The sequence below is a fragment of the Actinomadura napierensis genome (genome assembly GCF_039529375.1).
Lineage (GTDB): Bacteria > Actinomycetota > Actinomycetes > Streptosporangiales > Streptosporangiaceae > Spirillospora > Spirillospora napierensis.
In genome coordinates this window covers 21,414-35,550 of the sequence record NZ_BAAAMR010000101.1, presented here as the reverse complement: position 1 = coordinate 35,550, position 14,137 = coordinate 21,414, and the positions used below count along the sequence as shown (strand labels likewise).

Below are 14,137 nucleotides of genomic sequence, written 5' to 3'. Positions count from 1 at the left end.
GCCGGCGCGGCCCGGGCCGACGGCGCCGCCGCGCGCCCGGGCGCCTCGTCGCCGGCGGCCTGCTCGGCGCCGGGCGCGACCTTGTCCGGCTTTTCGGGCATGGTGCTCCCGGTCGCGGGCTTCGCGGAGTCCTCGCCTCCGCGTCCGGTGCCCGCCTCCTCGTCGTGGACCGCGCTTCGCTCTGCGGGGGGTGTCACGGATCCCGTCCCAAGTCGGCTCGAATCATGTCGATCTCTCGCGCCACGTCGACGACGTCGCCCACGACCACGATCGCCGGGGGCCGGACTCCGCCGGCGGCCATCTCGCCGGCCACGGTGCCCAGCGTCGCGGTCAGCGTCCGCTGGCCCGGGAGGGTGCCGTCCTGGATGACGGCGACCGGCGTGTCGGACGCACGACCATAGCGCACGAGGGCCGGTGCGATGACCGCCATACGCTCCACCGCCATGAGCAGTACGAGCGTCCCGTGGGCGCGGCCAAGCGCCTCCCAGTCGACGGTCGATTCGGGGTGGCCCGGCGGCACGTGCGCGGAAACGACGTGGAACTCCTGCGCGACGCCGCGGTGGGTGACCGGGATGCCCGCGGCGGACGGTACCGCCACCGAGCTGCTGATCCCGGGGACCACCGTGACCGGGACGCCGTGCCGGGCGCAGTGCAGCGCCTCCTCGCCGCCCCGGCCGAACACGAACGGGTCGCCGCCCTTGAGCCGGACGACGAACTTCCCCTGCTTGGCGTGCTCGACGAGGTAGTCGTTGATCTTGTCCTGGGTGACGGTCCGGCCGTAGGGGATCTTGGCCGCGTCGATCACCTCGACGTCGGGGGCCAGCTCGTCCAGCAGTCCGCCGGGGGCGAGCCGGTCGGTGACGACGACGTCGGCCATCGCCAGCAGCTGCCGGCCGCGGACGGTGATCAGGCCCGGGTCGCCGGGGCCGCCGCCGACGAGCGCGACGCCGGACGGCTTCTGCCGGGACCGCCGCGACTCCAGGGCGCCGTCGCGCAGCCCGTCCACCACGGCGTCGCGGATGCCCGCGGCGCGCCGCGGGTCGCCGCCGAGCAGCACCCCGACGGTGGCGTCGCCGGCCTGCCCGCTCGCGGGCGTCCAGGCCGGGGACGACTCGGCGTCGTCGGCGCGCACCGACCAGATCCGGGCGGCCTCCGCCTCGGCGACGACGTTCCCGTTGACCTTGGCGTCGTCGGTGACGGCCTGCACCAGCCAGGCCCCCGCGCAGTCGCCGCGCCGGTACGGGCGGGCGTGCCAGGCGATCCGGCCGGCCTCGGCGAGGCCCTGCAGCGAGGCGGTCACCTCGGGGGAGACGAGGACGACCTCGGCGCCCGCGTCCAGCAGGGCGGGGACGCGGCGCTGCGCGACCCGGCCGCCGCCGACGACGAGGACGCGTCGCCCTCGAAGGCGCAGACCTAGCAGGTACGGGGGCACGTGGTGATTCTTTCGGACGCCGGTGACGGACAAGTGTCTTTGTGGAACAAAGGTACTCGGGTTGGCGAGTTCATGGAGAGGGGCTCCGGCCGTTCGATAGCCGAGCGTGACTCATTCCGAGATCAGGTCGTTACGGGGCGCGGCCTCCTTCTCGGTGACCCCGGCCGAGTCGAACGTGGCGACCTCGTGCAGTACCCGCACCGCGCCCTGGACCAGCGGCAACGCCAGCAGGGCGCCGGTCCCCTCGCCGAGCCGCAGCTCCAGGTCGACCAGCGGGCGCAGGCCGAGGTGATCGACGGCGGCGGAGTGGCCGGGCTCGGCGGAACGGTGCCCGGCGACGCAGCCGGCGAGGGCGTCGGGGCACAGCGCGGCGGCGGCGAGGGCCGCCGACCCGGCGATCACCCCGTCCAGCACGACCGGGACCCGCAGCGCCGCCGCGCCGAGGACGAACCCGGCGATCCCGGCGTGCTCCAGCCCGCCGACGGCCGCCAGGACGTCCAGGGGGTCGCGGGAGCCGGCGCCGTCGAGGAGGCCGTGCCGGGCGAGGGCCGTCCGGACGACCTCGACCTTGCGGGCGTGGGTGGCGTCGTCGATGCCGGTCCCCCGGCCGGTGACGCGCTCGGGCGGCAGGCCGGTGAACGCGGCGATCAGCGCGGCCGACGCGGTGGTGTTGGCGATGCCCATGTCGCCGGTGATCAGGCAGCGGGCGCCCTGCCCGACCAGCTCGCGGGCCACCTCGACGCCGGTCGCGACGGCGCGGCGTGCCTCGTCCATGGTCATCGCGGGCCCGGCCGTCATGTCGGCGGTGCCGGCGGCGATCTTGCGGGCGAGCAGGCCGGGCGCGGGGTCCAGCGGGGCGGCGACGCCGATGTCCACGACGGTGACCCGGGCGCCGACCTGCTTGGCGAAGGCGTTGACGACCGCTCCGCCGGCGACGAAGTTCGCCACCATCTGCGCGGTGACCTCTTGTGGCCACGGCGTCACGCCCTGTGCGTGCACGCCGTGGTCGGCGGCGAAGACGGCGACGGCGGCGGGCTCGGGCAGCGGGGGCGGGCACCGCCGGGCGAGCCCCGCGAGCCGGATCGAGACCTCCTCCAGCACGCCGAGCGACCCCGGCGGCTTGGTGAGCCGGCCCTGCAGGTCGCGGGCGTCGTCCATCGCGGCCCGGTCGGGCGGCGCGATGGCGGCCAGCGTCTCACCGATCAGGTCGCCGGCGGTCCCGGTCGCATCATCGGCCCCAGTCACTTCATCGGCCACGGGTCGTCTCCCTCAGATTCCCAGCTCGCCGAGCACTTCCAGCAGAGCGTCGTTGGACGGGCGGTCCCGCACGGAGATGCGGAGCCAGTCGCTTCCCAGGCCGGGGAAGGTGTCCCCGCGCCGGACCGCGTAGCCGCGCTGCCGCAGCAGCGCCCGGATGCCGAGGGCGTCCGGCACGCGCAGGCACAGGAACGACGCGCGGGCCTCAGGCACCACGTACAGGCCCCGGGCGGTCAGCTCCCCGGCGAGCCGGTCGCGTTCGGCGGCGAGTTCGGCCGCCCACGCCTCCGCCTCCGCGATCGCCTGCGGCTCGCAGCACGCCTCGATGGCCACCAGCGCCGGCGTGGACACCGCCCACAGCGGCTGCGCCTCCGCCAGCCGCTCCACCAGGTGCCGGTCGGCGAGCAGGTATCCGGCGCGCAGCCCGGCGAGCCCCCAGGTCTTGGTCAGCGAACGGATCACCGCGATCCCGGCGGGCAGCCGGGTCGCGAGGGTCTCCGGCTCGCCGGGGACGCAGTCCATGAACGCCTCGTCCACGACGACCGTCCGGCCGGGCCGGGCGAGCGCGGTGATCGCGGCGGCGGGGTGCAGCACCGAGGTCGGGTTGGTGGGGTTCCCGACGACGACGAGGTCGGCGTCGTCCGGCACGACGGCCGGGTCGAGGGTGAAGTCCTTGCCGAGGACCGCCCGCTCCACGGTGTGCCCGGCGGCCCGCAGCGCCGCCTCCGGCTCGGTGAACTGCGGATGCACCACGACCGCCTTGCGGGGCTTCAGGACGCGGGCCAGCAGCACGAACGCCTCGGCGGCACCGGCGGTGAGCAGCACCTCCTCGGCGGCCCGGCCGTGCCGCCGCCCGACGGCCCGCCGGGCCGGCCGCGGGTCGGGGTATCCGGCCAGGTCCGCGACGGACGCGCGGAGCCGGTCGGCCAGCCAGGCGGGCGGCATGCCGGTGCGCACGTTGACGGCGAAGTCGGCGAGCCCGTCGCCGACCTCGGCGTCCCCGTGGTGGCGCAGGTCGACCTCGTCGGCGTCGCCGTCCGGGCCGACCGCCGCCGGCCAGTGCCCGATCACGGCGCCCCCCGTCCGGCGCCCGCCCCGTAGCCTGCTGCGGGGCCCGCCTCGAAGTAGAGCAGCGCGTTCACCGCCGCCGCGGCCACCGCGGACCCGCCCTTCTCCGACACGTTGCTGAGCTGCGGCAGCCCGCTCGCCCGCAGCGCCTCCTTGGCCTCGGCGGCGCCCACGAAACCGACGGGCATGCCGATGACCAGCGCGGGACGCACGCCGCGCGCGATGATCTCGAAGATCGCCTCCGGCGCGGAGCCGACCACCCAGACCGCGCCCGGCCCGACCTCGGAGTACGACAGCCGGATCGCGGCGGCCGACCGGGTGATCCCGGCGGCCCGCGCCATCCGCCCGGCGGCGGGGTCGTCGGCGTGGCAGACCGTCTCGCGGGCGCTGATCCCGGCGGCGGTCATCCGCTCGTCGGTGACGATCGGCGCGCCGGAGCGCAGCGCGGACCAGCCCTGCGTGAGGAAGTCCTCCCTGGTGACCAGGTCCACCGCGTACTCCAGGTCGGCGGTGGCGTGGATCACCCGCTCGGCGACCGCCCGCCACAGCGGCGGCATCGGCGACAGGTCGACGCGGGACCGCAGGATCTCGTAGGACCGGACCTCGATCGGGTGGGGCTGGCGTACGGTCACTGCGCCTCCAGGTTGATCACGGTCGGGTGGGGTCACGGTCGGTCCTCGCGGTCGCCGGGGGTTGTCGTCGGGCACCAGGGTTTCACGGGTCGCGGGCCGCTATGACCCGGCTGCACCGGGTTCACCGGTGACGGGCGGATTCGCCGGGATGATCCGGGCCACGGCCACCGTGGCGCGCGCGGTCGCGCGCTTCTCCACGACGAGCCGAACACCGCCGCAAGTGTCGTGCGGACGGCCGCCGAGCGCGCGGGCCCCGTGCAGGGCCGCCGCCTCGGCCACGCTGGCCGTCCCGGTCCGGGCCCGTACGCCCTCGGCCGGGTTCGGCACCGCCACCTGCGCCAACACGCCCACAGGGTAGGCGACGAGGTGAAATCCGAGCATTCCGGCCGCGTCGCGGACGCCTCCGGCGCCCGCCCGCGCCTCGACGGTCGCCAGGCACGCGACGTCGTCGCCGCGCAGGTCGCCGCGGGCGCCTACGGAGCCGATCAGTCCGGCGATCTCGCGCGCGTCCGCCCGGCTGGACGCGCCGACGCCGACGACCAGGGTCACAGGACGGGGCGGCCGGGCGGGGGCGGGAGGGTCTCGACGCCCCTGATCCGCTTCGCGGGCGGCCGTTCCGCGACGGGGGCGGGGCGTTCGGCCCAGATGATCGTGATGGGCGGCGGCGGCTCCGGGGGCTCGGGGAGCGGGTCCACCTGGAGGCTCGTGGCGTGGGCGCGGAAGCCGTTGGCGTCGAGGACGTCCAGGAGGGCGCGGATTCCGTCTTCCGGCGCCGTGGCGACGAGGCGGTGCCGGGCCTGCGAAGCGCATATCCCGAGCGCCTCGGACGTCGCGTCCGCCAGGAAAACGGCGTCGGGAACGGGCAGATGGTCGAGGACGGTACGGATCTCGCCACGGGACACCGCCACCCGCACGCCATGCCTGCGGACGTTCTCCCGTATCCGCGCGCACACGGAGTCGTCGCGGTCGAGGGCCACGGCCGCCGCGCCGAAGCGGGCGCATTCGATCGCTACGGAGCCGTCACCGGAACCGATGTCCCAGACCATGTCCCCTATACCGGGCCCCAGTTTCGCCAAGACAAAGGAGCGCGCCTCAGGTGAGAGCGCCGATTCGCCGCCGAAAGCGTCCTCGGGCAGTGCCCAGGTCGGTTCGCGTAGTGCGGGGCCGGCGATCCATGTGGACGCTTCCTCTCCGCGCCGGTTGTCCAAGACCAGGACCACATCCGGTTTGTTCCACGGCCGTGTGGTGGCTTCGGCCGGACGGACGTGGACGACGCGCTCGCCAGGCCCGTCCACGTCCTCGCACACGATGAACGAGCGCGGCGTCTGCGGGAACAGGGCGCGTCCCAGTTCGGCAGGTCCCGCGCCGGGGGCGGTCAGCACCGCCACCTTGGGGTGCGCGCGGCAGGTGTTCACCGCGCGCCGGAACTCCTGGGCGGAGACGACCAGCGCGTCGTCCCAGGGCACGCCGGCCAAGGCGAAGGCCCGCCCCGCCAGCGCCATCGCGGGGCGCGGCGAGCCGTCACGGCCGCTGACCGTGAGCATGGCCTACCGCGCCATCCGCCCGAACATCCCGACCATGCGCTCTCCCCTCGCGTCGACCAGCACGACCTGCGCCGCCACCGGGCTCGTGGCCGATCCGGCCGCCTCGGCGGCGAACCGCTCCAGCTCGCCCGCGGTGCGCCGGCACAGCTCGCGCCCGCACGGCCCGAGCCGCCCGGCGGCCTCCCACAGCTCGTAGACGCGCTGCGGCGTGCCGGCCCGCGCGACCTCGCCGGCCAGCGCCGCGCCGCCGTCCATGTCCGCGGTGATCGCGGCCAGCGCGGGAACGCCGCCCGCGATCCCGGCCTGCTCGTCCATGCCGGACACCAGCACGACCTGCGCGAGCCCCTCTCCGACCGCGCCGCGCAGCGCGGCGAGGCCGGCGGGGACGAAGCAGTCGTCCGGCAGTTTCGGCAGCATCCGGCGGGCCGTCTCCCCCGCGTTCGCGCCGTGCATCACTAGCGTGCGCCGTGCCGCTCGCGGCTCGGCCGCCTGTGTCCCGGTCATGCCCGTCCTTCCTGGTCGTGGACGTCGAGCCTCCTGCAGGCCGCGCCCGGGCCGGGACGCGGCGCGCCGGACGCGCCCGGATCGGTCAGCATGCCGGGCCGCCCCGCCGGAGGTCGGAGGCGATGCGGCTGAAGACGAGCATGTCCCGGTTGACGCCGTCGGCATCGCGTTCCGCGCCGCGCGCCACCCCTTCGCGCACGTAGCCGGCCTTCTCCGCGACCCGGATCGAGGCGTGGTTGGTGGTCAGTGCGCGCAGCTCGACGCGGTAGAGGCCGCAGTCCCGGAGGGCCCAGTCCGAGATGAGGGTGAGCGACTCGGTCGCGTACCCGCGCCCGCGCGCGCTTGTCCGCATCCCGTATCCGATCTCGCAGGTCAGCTGCGCCCAGTCCACCTTGAACAGCCCTATGGTGCCGAGGAGGCCGCCGGTCGAGCGGTCGGTCACCGCCAGATGGATGCCGAGGCCGAAACGCTGCACCTTGTGGACGCCTTCGCTCAGGAACCAGGCGAGCGGCTCGGCCTCCAGCGCGTCCGGGAAGTTCGGCGGCAGGAAGTCCTCACCGGCCTGGACCACCTCGATGAGCTGCGGGGCGTCGTCGAGCCCGAACGGGCGCAGCACGAGGCGTCCGCTCTCCAGGCGCACGCTGTCGGTGAAGACGTCCACACTGCTCCCATCCACGTCCGCCGGCGGACCCGTCACAGGCAGGCCGCGACCATCCGGCTGGCGAACCAGGGAGATCCGGCCCAGTGCACATGGAGGTAGGACGCGACGCAGTCGCCCCGGACGAAGCCCACGGGACCGGACGCGGCCCACTGCCAGGCGGCGGTCTCCCCGTGGTCGGGGTCCGTCACCGTGCGGTGGAACTCGTGGCCGTGCACCCGTTCGCCCGCCCGGGCGACGACCGAGTCGGCCACCGCCACCGCGGCACGATAGCCCAGCGTCAGCCGAGGGGCCATGGCCGCCTTGGCGCCATTCAGCACACCGCACATGGGGGCGCCGTCGAGTTCCTGTGCGAGGTAGAGGAGTCCGGCGCATTCGGCGTAGACGGGACGGGACGCGTTGGCGAACGCCGCCAGTTCCTTGCGCAGCCGTTCGTTGGACGACAACTGCGCCGCGTACACCTCGGGGAAGCCTCCGCCTATGACGACGCCGCGCGTCCCGTCGGGCAGGCCATCGTCCTGCAGCGGATCGAACCGGACGACCTCCGCGCCTGCCGCTTCCAGCAGTTCCTCGTTCTCCGCGTAGCCGAACGTGAATGCGGGACCGCCCGCTACTGCGATCCGGGGCCGTCCGGTGTGCGTCTCCGGTACGGCCGTGGACGGATCCCAGGGCACCGCGTCCAGTTGTGGCGCGCCCTGGGCCAGCGCTAGGAGTGCGTCTAGGTCGCATGACGCCGCTACCAGCTCGCCCAGTCTTCGTACGCTCTCCACCGCTTCGGTGTTGCGTTCGGCCGCCGGCACCAACCCGAGATGCCGGGACGGCGTGACGGCGTCGTCGCTGCGGCGCAACGCCCCGAGGACCGGCAGCCCGAGGTCCTCGACGGCGTCGCGGCACATGCGCTCGTGGCCGTCCGACCCGAGCCGGTTGAGGATGACGCCTCCGACGCGGACCGTCCCGAACGACCGGAACCCGTGGACGAGCGCCGCGACGGACCGTCCCGCGGCGGCGGAGGCGTCCACGACGAGCACGACCGGCGCGTCCAGGAGCGTCGCGACGTGCGCGGTCGACGCGTAGTCGCCTCCCCCGGCCGAATCGGACGGCCCGAGCCCGGCTGCACCGTCGTACAGGCCCATGACGCCCTCGACCACCGCGACGTCCGCGCCCGCCGCGCCGTGCAGGAACAGCGGCACGACCATTTCCTCTGACGTCAGCCAAGGATCGAGGTTCCTGCCGGGCCGTCCCGTCGCGAGCGAGTGGTATCCGGGGTCGATGTAGTCGGGCCCCACCTTGTGCGGCGACACCTGCAGGTCGCGCATCGCGAACGCCGCCATGAGCCCGGTCGCCACGGTCGTCTTGCCGCTGCCCGACGAGGGCGCGGCGATGACGAGCCGCGGAACGGTCACCACTCGATGCCCTTCTGGCCCTTCTGGCCGCTGTCCATCGGGTGCCGCACCTTGCCCATCTCGGTGACCAGGTCGGCGGCCTCGATCAGCCGCGGGTCGGCGTCCCTGCCGGTGATCACCACGTGCTGGTTGCCGGGACGCGCGGCGAGCGCGGCGACGACGTCGTCGACGTCGACCCAGCCCCACTTCATCGGATAGGTGAACTCGTCCAGGATGTAGAGGCGGTAGGTCTCGGCGGCCAGGTCGCGCTTGATCTGCTCCCAGCCCTCGCGGGCGTCGGCCTCGTGGTCGGCCTCGGTGCCGGGCCGCTGGATCCACGACCAGCCCTCGCCCATCTTGCTCCAGAACACCGGCCCGCCCTCGCCGGTCTGCTCGTGCAGCCGTCCCAGCGCGAGCAGCGCGTTCTCCTCGCCGATCCGCCACTTGGCCGACTTGACGAACTGGAACACCCCGATCGGCCAGCCCTGGTTCCAGGCCCGCAGCGCGAGCCCGAACGCGGCCGTCGACTTCCCCTTGCCCGGCCCGGTGTGCACCATCACCAGCGGCCGGTTCCGGCGCTGCCTGGTGGTGAGCCCGTCCTCCGGCACGTACTCCGGCTTCCCCTGCGGCATCTCAGCCCCTGCTTCCTGGTTCCACGGCGGACCCGCCGCCGGTCACGCGATGTTCCGGGCGTCGTTGCGGGCGTCGCGGACGACGCCGGCGAGCGCGTCGGCGGCGAGCCGGTCGAGCCGGACGACCTCGGCGCCGAGCCGGGCGCCCAGCGCGGCGGCCAGGCCGAGCCGCACCGGACCGGACTCGCAGTCGACGACCACGGACGCGACGCCGGCGAGCAGCCCGGCCGCCTGCGACGGGTCGGGGCCGTGGGTGGCGCGGCCGTCGGTCACCACGACCAGCAGCGGGCGGCGGGCCGGGTCGCGCAACCGCTCGACCCGCAGCACCTCCGCCGCGCGCATCAGCCCGGCGGACAGCGGCGTGCGGCCACCGGTCGGGAGCGCGTCGAGGCGGCGCGCCCCGGCCTCCACCGACGACGTGGGCGGCAGCGCCAGTTCCGCGTCCCTGCCCCGGAAGGTGATGAGGCCGACCTTGTCGCGCCTCTGGTAGGCGTCGAGAAGGAGGCTGAGGACGGCGCCCTTCACCGCGCGCATCCGCTTGCGCGCCGCCATCGAGCCGCTGGCGTCCACAACGAACAGGACGAGATTGCCCTCCCGCCCGTCACGGACCGCTTCGCGCAGGTCGCCGGGTAGGACGACCAGTCCCGAACCGGTGCGTCCCCGCGCGCGCTGGTGCGGTGCCGCCGCTCGCAGCGTCGCCGTAAGGTGCACGCCTCGCGTGCCGGGCCGCGCACCGGAGACACGTCCGTACGGGCTGCGCGCCTTGGAACGCCGTCCCGGCGCACCGTTCCCGAGGCCCGGGACGGTGAAGAGGCGCGGCTTGTAGGCGGCGTCCGCCGGAGCGGGCTCGCTCTCTCCCGAGCGGCCTTGGCCGCTCTCCATCGGCTGCTCGGACTGCGGCGGAACGGACTGCGGCGGAACGGGCGCGTCCTGCTGTCCGGGGCCGTCGGGAAGACCGCCGCCCCCGCCGTCCGGGCCGCCGGGCCCATCGTCGGGAGGACCCGGATCGTCGGGCGGTTCCGGCTCCTCACCGTGCTCTTCGAGGACCTCGTCGAGCTTCTGCCGGTCCAGGCCGGGCGCGTCGAAGGGGTCGCGGCGGCGCCGGTGGGCGAACGCCACCCGCGCCGCCGTCCGCACGTCGTCGGCCGTCACCACGGCGCGGCCGTGCCAGGCCGCCAGCGCGATCGCGGCGCGCGCCGTCACCAGGTCGGCGCGCAGGCCGTCCACCTCGAACGACGCGCACACGGCGGTGATCTGGCGCAGCGCGGCGTCTGTCAGCTCCACGCCGGGCAGCCGGCGCCGGGCGGCGGCGATCCGCCCGGCGAGGTCCGCCTCGTCCGCCGCGAAGGCCGCGGCGAAGCCGTCCGGGTCGTCCTCGAAGCGCAGCCGCCGCCGGACGACCTCGGCGCGCTCGGCCGGATCGCGGGTCGCGGCGACCTCGACGGTCAGCCCGAACCGGTCGAGCAGTTGCGGGCGCAGCTCGCCCTCCTCCGGGTTCATCGTCCCGACCAGCAGGAACCTGGCCGCGTGCCGGACCGAGACGCCCTCGCGCTCCACGTACGACTCGCCCATCGCCGCCGCGTCCAGCAGCAGGTCGACCAGGTGGTCATGGAGCAGGTTGACCTCGTCGACGTACAGGACGCCGCGGTGCGCCGCCGCCAGCAGGCCCGGCTCGAACGCCTTCACGCCCTCGGTCAGCGCGCGCTCGATGTCCAGCGAGCCGGTGAGCCGGTCCTCGGACGCGCCGACCGGCAGCTCCACCAGCCGCGCGGCCCGTTCCTCCCCTTCGCCCGCGTCGTGCGGGCCGTCCGGGCACGCCGGGTCGGGGTCGCCCGGGTCGCAGGAGAACCGGCAGCCCGGCACGGCCGGCACCGGCGGCAGCAGCCCGGCCAGCGCCCGCACGATCGTCGACTTCGCGGTGCCCTTCTCGCCGCGCACCAGCACCCCGCCGACGCCCGGTGACACGGCGTTGATCAGCAGGGCGAGCTTGAGGTCGTCCATTCCGACGACGGCGGAGAAGGGGTAGAGCGCGCGGGCGCGCCCCTCCGGCCGGCCGGTGTTCGTCGCCGACGCAGGTCGCACGTCTGTTCGTCCTTCCTCGGGTGTCCACGCCCGTGGCGGTGCCTGTCCGACGGCCGGAGTCTCCTGGCTCCCGGATCACCGCTCCCCCTCGGCCTTCCAGCACCGCGTGCCGTGGCCGCGTCGAGGGGGGCTCCCCTGGTCACAGTTGCGGGACAGCCCCGGATTCGCACCGGGTTCCTCCGCTTCCGTCGCCCGCCCAGGATCGCACACACCCCGGCCGCGCTCGACCCCGCCGTTTATCGGCGCACCGCCGGTAGATTTTGGCGATCCGCCAATCAAATGGTCTACTGGTCGGTATGGAACGACGCGCGGCCCCGCGCGGCGAGGCCGCCGGAGCCGCGACGCCGCGCCCCGGAAGTCCGAGGAACGCCAAGGGCCGCTACCAGCGCCTGCCGCGCGACGAGCGGCGCGACCAGATCCTCGACGTCGCGCGCCGGATGTTCACCGAACTGCCGTACGCGGAGGTGTCCACGGCGGCGATCGCCCGCGAGGCGGGCGTCCAGCGCGGGCTCATCCACTACTACTTCGGCACCAAGCGCGAACTGTTCCTCAAGGTCGTCCAGGGGCTGACGGCGACCGCCGCCGTGCAGGCGCCGCCGCCGGACGAGCGGATGACGCTGCCCGAGACCGTCGAGCTGTGCGTCAACCTGTTCCTCGACACCGCCGAGCGCAACGCCACCACCTGGTTCGCGGCGCTGGACGCGGAGGGCTTCGGGCAGGACCCGGAACTGCTCGACATCGTCAACCGGTTCCGCGACCGGACGGTCGAGCACATGCTCGCCGTCCTGCGCGTGCCCGCGCCGACCGGCACGCTGCGCGCCGTCCTGCGCGTCTACTCCGGGCTCGCGGACGCGGCGACGCGGCAGTGGCTCCAGGAGCGGACCCTCGACCGCGCGCAGGTGCAGACGCTGCTGACCAGGTCGCTGCTGTCGATGGTCACCGACATCGCCCCCGCGCTGGAGGCGCGCGGCGGCGGACCCGGGCGCCCGCTAGAAGCCGGGGACCGGCTGCTGCACGCCGCCGCGCACGGGAACGGCGAACCAGACGGCCTTCCCGCGAACGCCGGGACCGAGCCGTGACAGGGTCCGCAGCGTGCCCCAGCGGCCCCGCGACAGTTCCCGGACGATGCTGAGCCCGCGCCCGCAGTCCCCCGACGTCCACGAATAGCCCGGCAGCGCCGCCTCGACGTAGGCGTCGAACACGGCACACCTGACTTCGGCGCCGGGGACGCCGTCCACCGCGCGGGCGCCGTCGGCTCCCGTCCCGGCCCCGGAGGGGTCGCCGAGGTAGAGCCACAGCTCGTGCGGGCCGTGGTCGCCCGCGTGCTGGTGGGCGTTGGTGGCGAGCTCGCTCACCATCAGCTGGGCGTCGCCGATCGCCTCGTCCCGGACGCCGAGCGAGAGGAGGGCGTCGCGCAGCACGCGGCGCGCGTGGCCCGCGCAGCCGGGACCGCCGGGCAGCGCCCACACCCAGCCGGGCCTGGCGCCCGCCGGGACGTGCGCGCCGCCGGCGGCCATCGCGCCGGCCATCGTGTCGGCGGCCAGATCGGCCGCCGGATCGGCGGCGGGGACGTCCGGCGCCGGGTTGGCGAACCCGCCGGCGAGCGCGGCGGCGGCGATGCGGTCGTGCCCGGCGCGCGGCCCGGCGGTGTGCCGCGCCCCGCGCGGGCTCGCTTCGGTGGTCTCGGGCGGGGTCTTCACGAGTGCCTCCCGCGGGCCGCCTGCCCGGGCGCGCGGTCCGATCACCGTCACTATGGGTCCCCGAGCAGTCACGCATTCAAGACTCTCGTGAGAATCTCACGTTCGCAAGCGTCTTCAGGGAATTGCTCTGCCCTTCGTGCCGGGTTCGTCAATCGCGTTGTGGCGGAAGGCCGGAGCGGCGAGACTTCGCTCCCATGACCTACCGCCCCACCGTTCGTGGCCGCCGCCTGGCGCGGGAGCTCCGCAAGCTGCGGGAGGAGCAGGGCCTGACGCTGCAGGAGGTGGCCGACCGGCTGGACTGGTCCCGGGCCACCGTCTCCCGCCTGGAGACCAGCCAGACCCGCCCGCGCCCCGGCGACATCGCCGACATCCTCGACCTCTACGGGGTACCGAGCCCGGACCGCGACGCGCTGATCACGCTCGCCAGGCAGGCCGGCCAGCGCGGCTGGTGGACCGCCTACCAGGACGTCTTCGCGGGCAGCTACGTGGCACTGGAGGACGAGGCGTCGCACATCCGCACCTGGGACCCGCAGCTCATCCACGGGCTGCTGCAGATCGAGGAGTACTCCCGCGCCGTGATCCGCGCCGGCCGGCTGCTGCCCGCGGAGGAGGACGTCGAGCGCCGGATCGCCGCCCGAAAGATCCGCCAGGCGCTGCTCGACCGCGACAGCGCCCCCCGCCTGCAGGTCATCTTCGACGAGGCGGTGCTGAAGCGGCCGATCGGCGGCGCGGACGTGATGCGCGCCCAGCTGGAGTCCCTGGTCGAGGCGGCGAAACGCCCAACGGTGACCGTTCAGGTACTCCCGTTCACACACGGGGGCCATGCGGGCCTTGACGGACGTTTCACCATTTTGTCGTATCCCGACCCCGCCGACCCCGATATCGCCTACGTAGAGGGGACCATGGGTGACGTTTACCTTGAGAGCAGCGAGGCAATAGCAAAACATAGGGACCGCTTCGATCGGATCGAGGCGGCCGCCCTGTCCCCCGAGGAATCCGCGCACCTCATAGCCGAGGCAGCAAGGAGCAGCCAGTGACCCACCTGCAGCGCGAACTCAACGGAGCCGCCTGGCGCACGTCGTCCCACAGCGGGAGCGGCGACCAGTGCGTCGAGGTGGCCCCCCTCTCCAGCGATCTGCGCGCTGTTCGCGATTCGAAGGACCCCGGCGGACCGGCCCTGGTGCTGACGCCGAACGCATGGCAGACCCTCCTCGACTCCATCCGGGAGGTCTGAGCACGACTCCGG

Annotated in this window: 16 protein-coding genes and 1 riboswitch; of the genes, 3 read left to right on the top strand and 13 right to left on the bottom strand. The window is 74.6% G+C overall.

Translation table 11 applies throughout. The features are described from left to right. From ABD296_RS38475 to ABD296_RS38420, 12 genes are all read right to left on the bottom strand, one after another. Positions 1-197 (bottom strand): hypothetical protein (locus tag ABD296_RS38475; RefSeq protein WP_344279362.1); only part of this gene is annotated, 197 nt, incomplete at its 3' end. Then, a complete protein-coding gene (gene cobA, locus ABD296_RS38470; protein WP_344279359.1) occupies positions 194-1,432 on the bottom strand; it encodes a uroporphyrinogen-III C-methyltransferase in 1,239 nt (412 codons plus the stop codon). The genes cobA and ABD296_RS38475, both read right to left, overlap by 4 nt. Before the next feature lie 111 nt (positions 1,433-1,543). Continuing rightward, positions 1,544-2,689, bottom strand: a complete 1,146-nt coding sequence (gene cobT, locus ABD296_RS38465) for a nicotinate-nucleotide--dimethylbenzimidazole phosphoribosyltransferase (protein ID WP_344279356.1) — start codon at positions 2,687-2,689, stop codon at positions 1,544-1,546. A 12-nt stretch (positions 2,690-2,701) separates the two neighbouring features. Continuing rightward, the gene (gene cobC, locus ABD296_RS38460; RefSeq protein WP_344279353.1) at positions 2,702-3,760 is read right to left on the bottom strand and encodes an Rv2231c family pyridoxal phosphate-dependent protein CobC; all 1,059 of its coding nucleotides are present in this window, start codon (positions 3,758-3,760) and stop codon (positions 2,702-2,704) included. Beyond that, on the bottom strand, positions 3,757-4,389 hold the full coding sequence (locus ABD296_RS38455; protein ID WP_344279350.1) for a precorrin-8X methylmutase: 633 nt from the start codon (positions 4,387-4,389) through the stop codon (positions 3,757-3,759). The genes cobC and ABD296_RS38455 overlap by 4 nt, the downstream gene beginning before the upstream one ends. Positions 4,390-4,488: 99 nt before the next feature. Then, positions 4,489-4,938, bottom strand: a complete 450-nt coding sequence (locus ABD296_RS38450) for a cobalamin biosynthesis protein (RefSeq protein WP_344279347.1) — start codon at positions 4,936-4,938, stop codon at positions 4,489-4,491. After that, a complete protein-coding gene (locus ABD296_RS38445) occupies positions 4,935-5,933 on the bottom strand; it encodes a methyltransferase domain-containing protein (RefSeq protein ID WP_344279344.1) in 999 nt (332 codons plus the stop codon). Before ABD296_RS38445 ends, ABD296_RS38450 begins: the two co-directional genes overlap by 4 nt. Positions 5,934-5,936: 3 nt before the next feature. Continuing rightward, positions 5,937-6,437 (bottom strand): hypothetical protein, encoded by a 501-nt coding sequence (locus ABD296_RS38440; protein WP_344279341.1) that lies wholly within the window; start codon positions 6,435-6,437, stop codon positions 5,937-5,939. Positions 6,438-6,522: 85 nt separating this feature from the next. After that, positions 6,523-7,098 (bottom strand): GNAT family N-acetyltransferase, encoded by a 576-nt coding sequence (locus tag ABD296_RS38435; RefSeq protein WP_344279338.1) that lies wholly within the window; start codon positions 7,096-7,098, stop codon positions 6,523-6,525. Positions 7,099-7,130: 32 nt separating this feature from the next. After that, on the bottom strand, positions 7,131-8,501 hold the full coding sequence (locus ABD296_RS38430) for a cobyrinate a,c-diamide synthase (RefSeq protein ID WP_344279335.1): 1,371 nt from the start codon (positions 8,499-8,501) through the stop codon (positions 7,131-7,133). After that, entirely contained in the window at positions 8,495-9,109 is a 615-nt protein-coding gene (cobO, locus tag ABD296_RS38425; RefSeq protein ID WP_344279332.1) for a cob(I)yrinic acid a,c-diamide adenosyltransferase, read from the bottom strand. The genes ABD296_RS38430 and cobO overlap by 7 nt, the downstream gene beginning before the upstream one ends. A gap of 42 nt (positions 9,110-9,151) precedes the next feature. Then, positions 9,152-11,110, bottom strand: coding sequence for a VWA domain-containing protein (locus ABD296_RS38420; protein WP_407061560.1), 1,959 nt, complete (start codon positions 11,108-11,110; stop codon positions 9,152-9,154). 138 nt (positions 11,111-11,248) lie between these two features. Next, positions 11,249-11,370: riboswitch (cobalamin riboswitch) on the bottom strand. Positions 11,371-11,487: 117 nt separating this feature from the next. On the opposite strand from ABD296_RS38420, the gene ABD296_RS38415 reads away from it, so the two are divergent. Next, positions 11,488-12,270 (top strand): TetR/AcrR family transcriptional regulator, encoded by a 783-nt coding sequence (locus ABD296_RS38415; RefSeq protein WP_344279326.1) that lies wholly within the window; start codon positions 11,488-11,490, stop codon positions 12,268-12,270. Here ABD296_RS38415 and ABD296_RS38410 read toward each other — a convergent pair. Next, entirely contained in the window at positions 12,181-12,891 is a 711-nt protein-coding gene (locus ABD296_RS38410; RefSeq protein WP_344279324.1) for an ATP-binding protein, read from the bottom strand. The two genes, ABD296_RS38415 and ABD296_RS38410, sit on opposite strands and share 90 nt — an antisense overlap. A 194-nt stretch (positions 12,892-13,085) precedes the next feature. Between ABD296_RS38410 and ABD296_RS38405 the strand changes: the two genes are divergently transcribed. Then, positions 13,086-13,928 carry a helix-turn-helix domain-containing protein gene (locus ABD296_RS38405; RefSeq protein WP_344279321.1) on the top strand — a complete coding sequence of 281 codons (843 nt, stop codon included), beginning with the start codon at positions 13,086-13,088 and terminating at the stop codon, positions 13,926-13,928. Next, positions 13,925-14,125: a DUF397 domain-containing protein gene (locus ABD296_RS38400; protein WP_344279319.1), complete on the top strand. Its 201-nt coding sequence runs from the start codon at positions 13,925-13,927 to the stop codon at positions 14,123-14,125. Before ABD296_RS38405 ends, ABD296_RS38400 begins: the two co-directional genes overlap by 4 nt. Positions 14,126-14,137 lie beyond the last annotated feature (12 nt).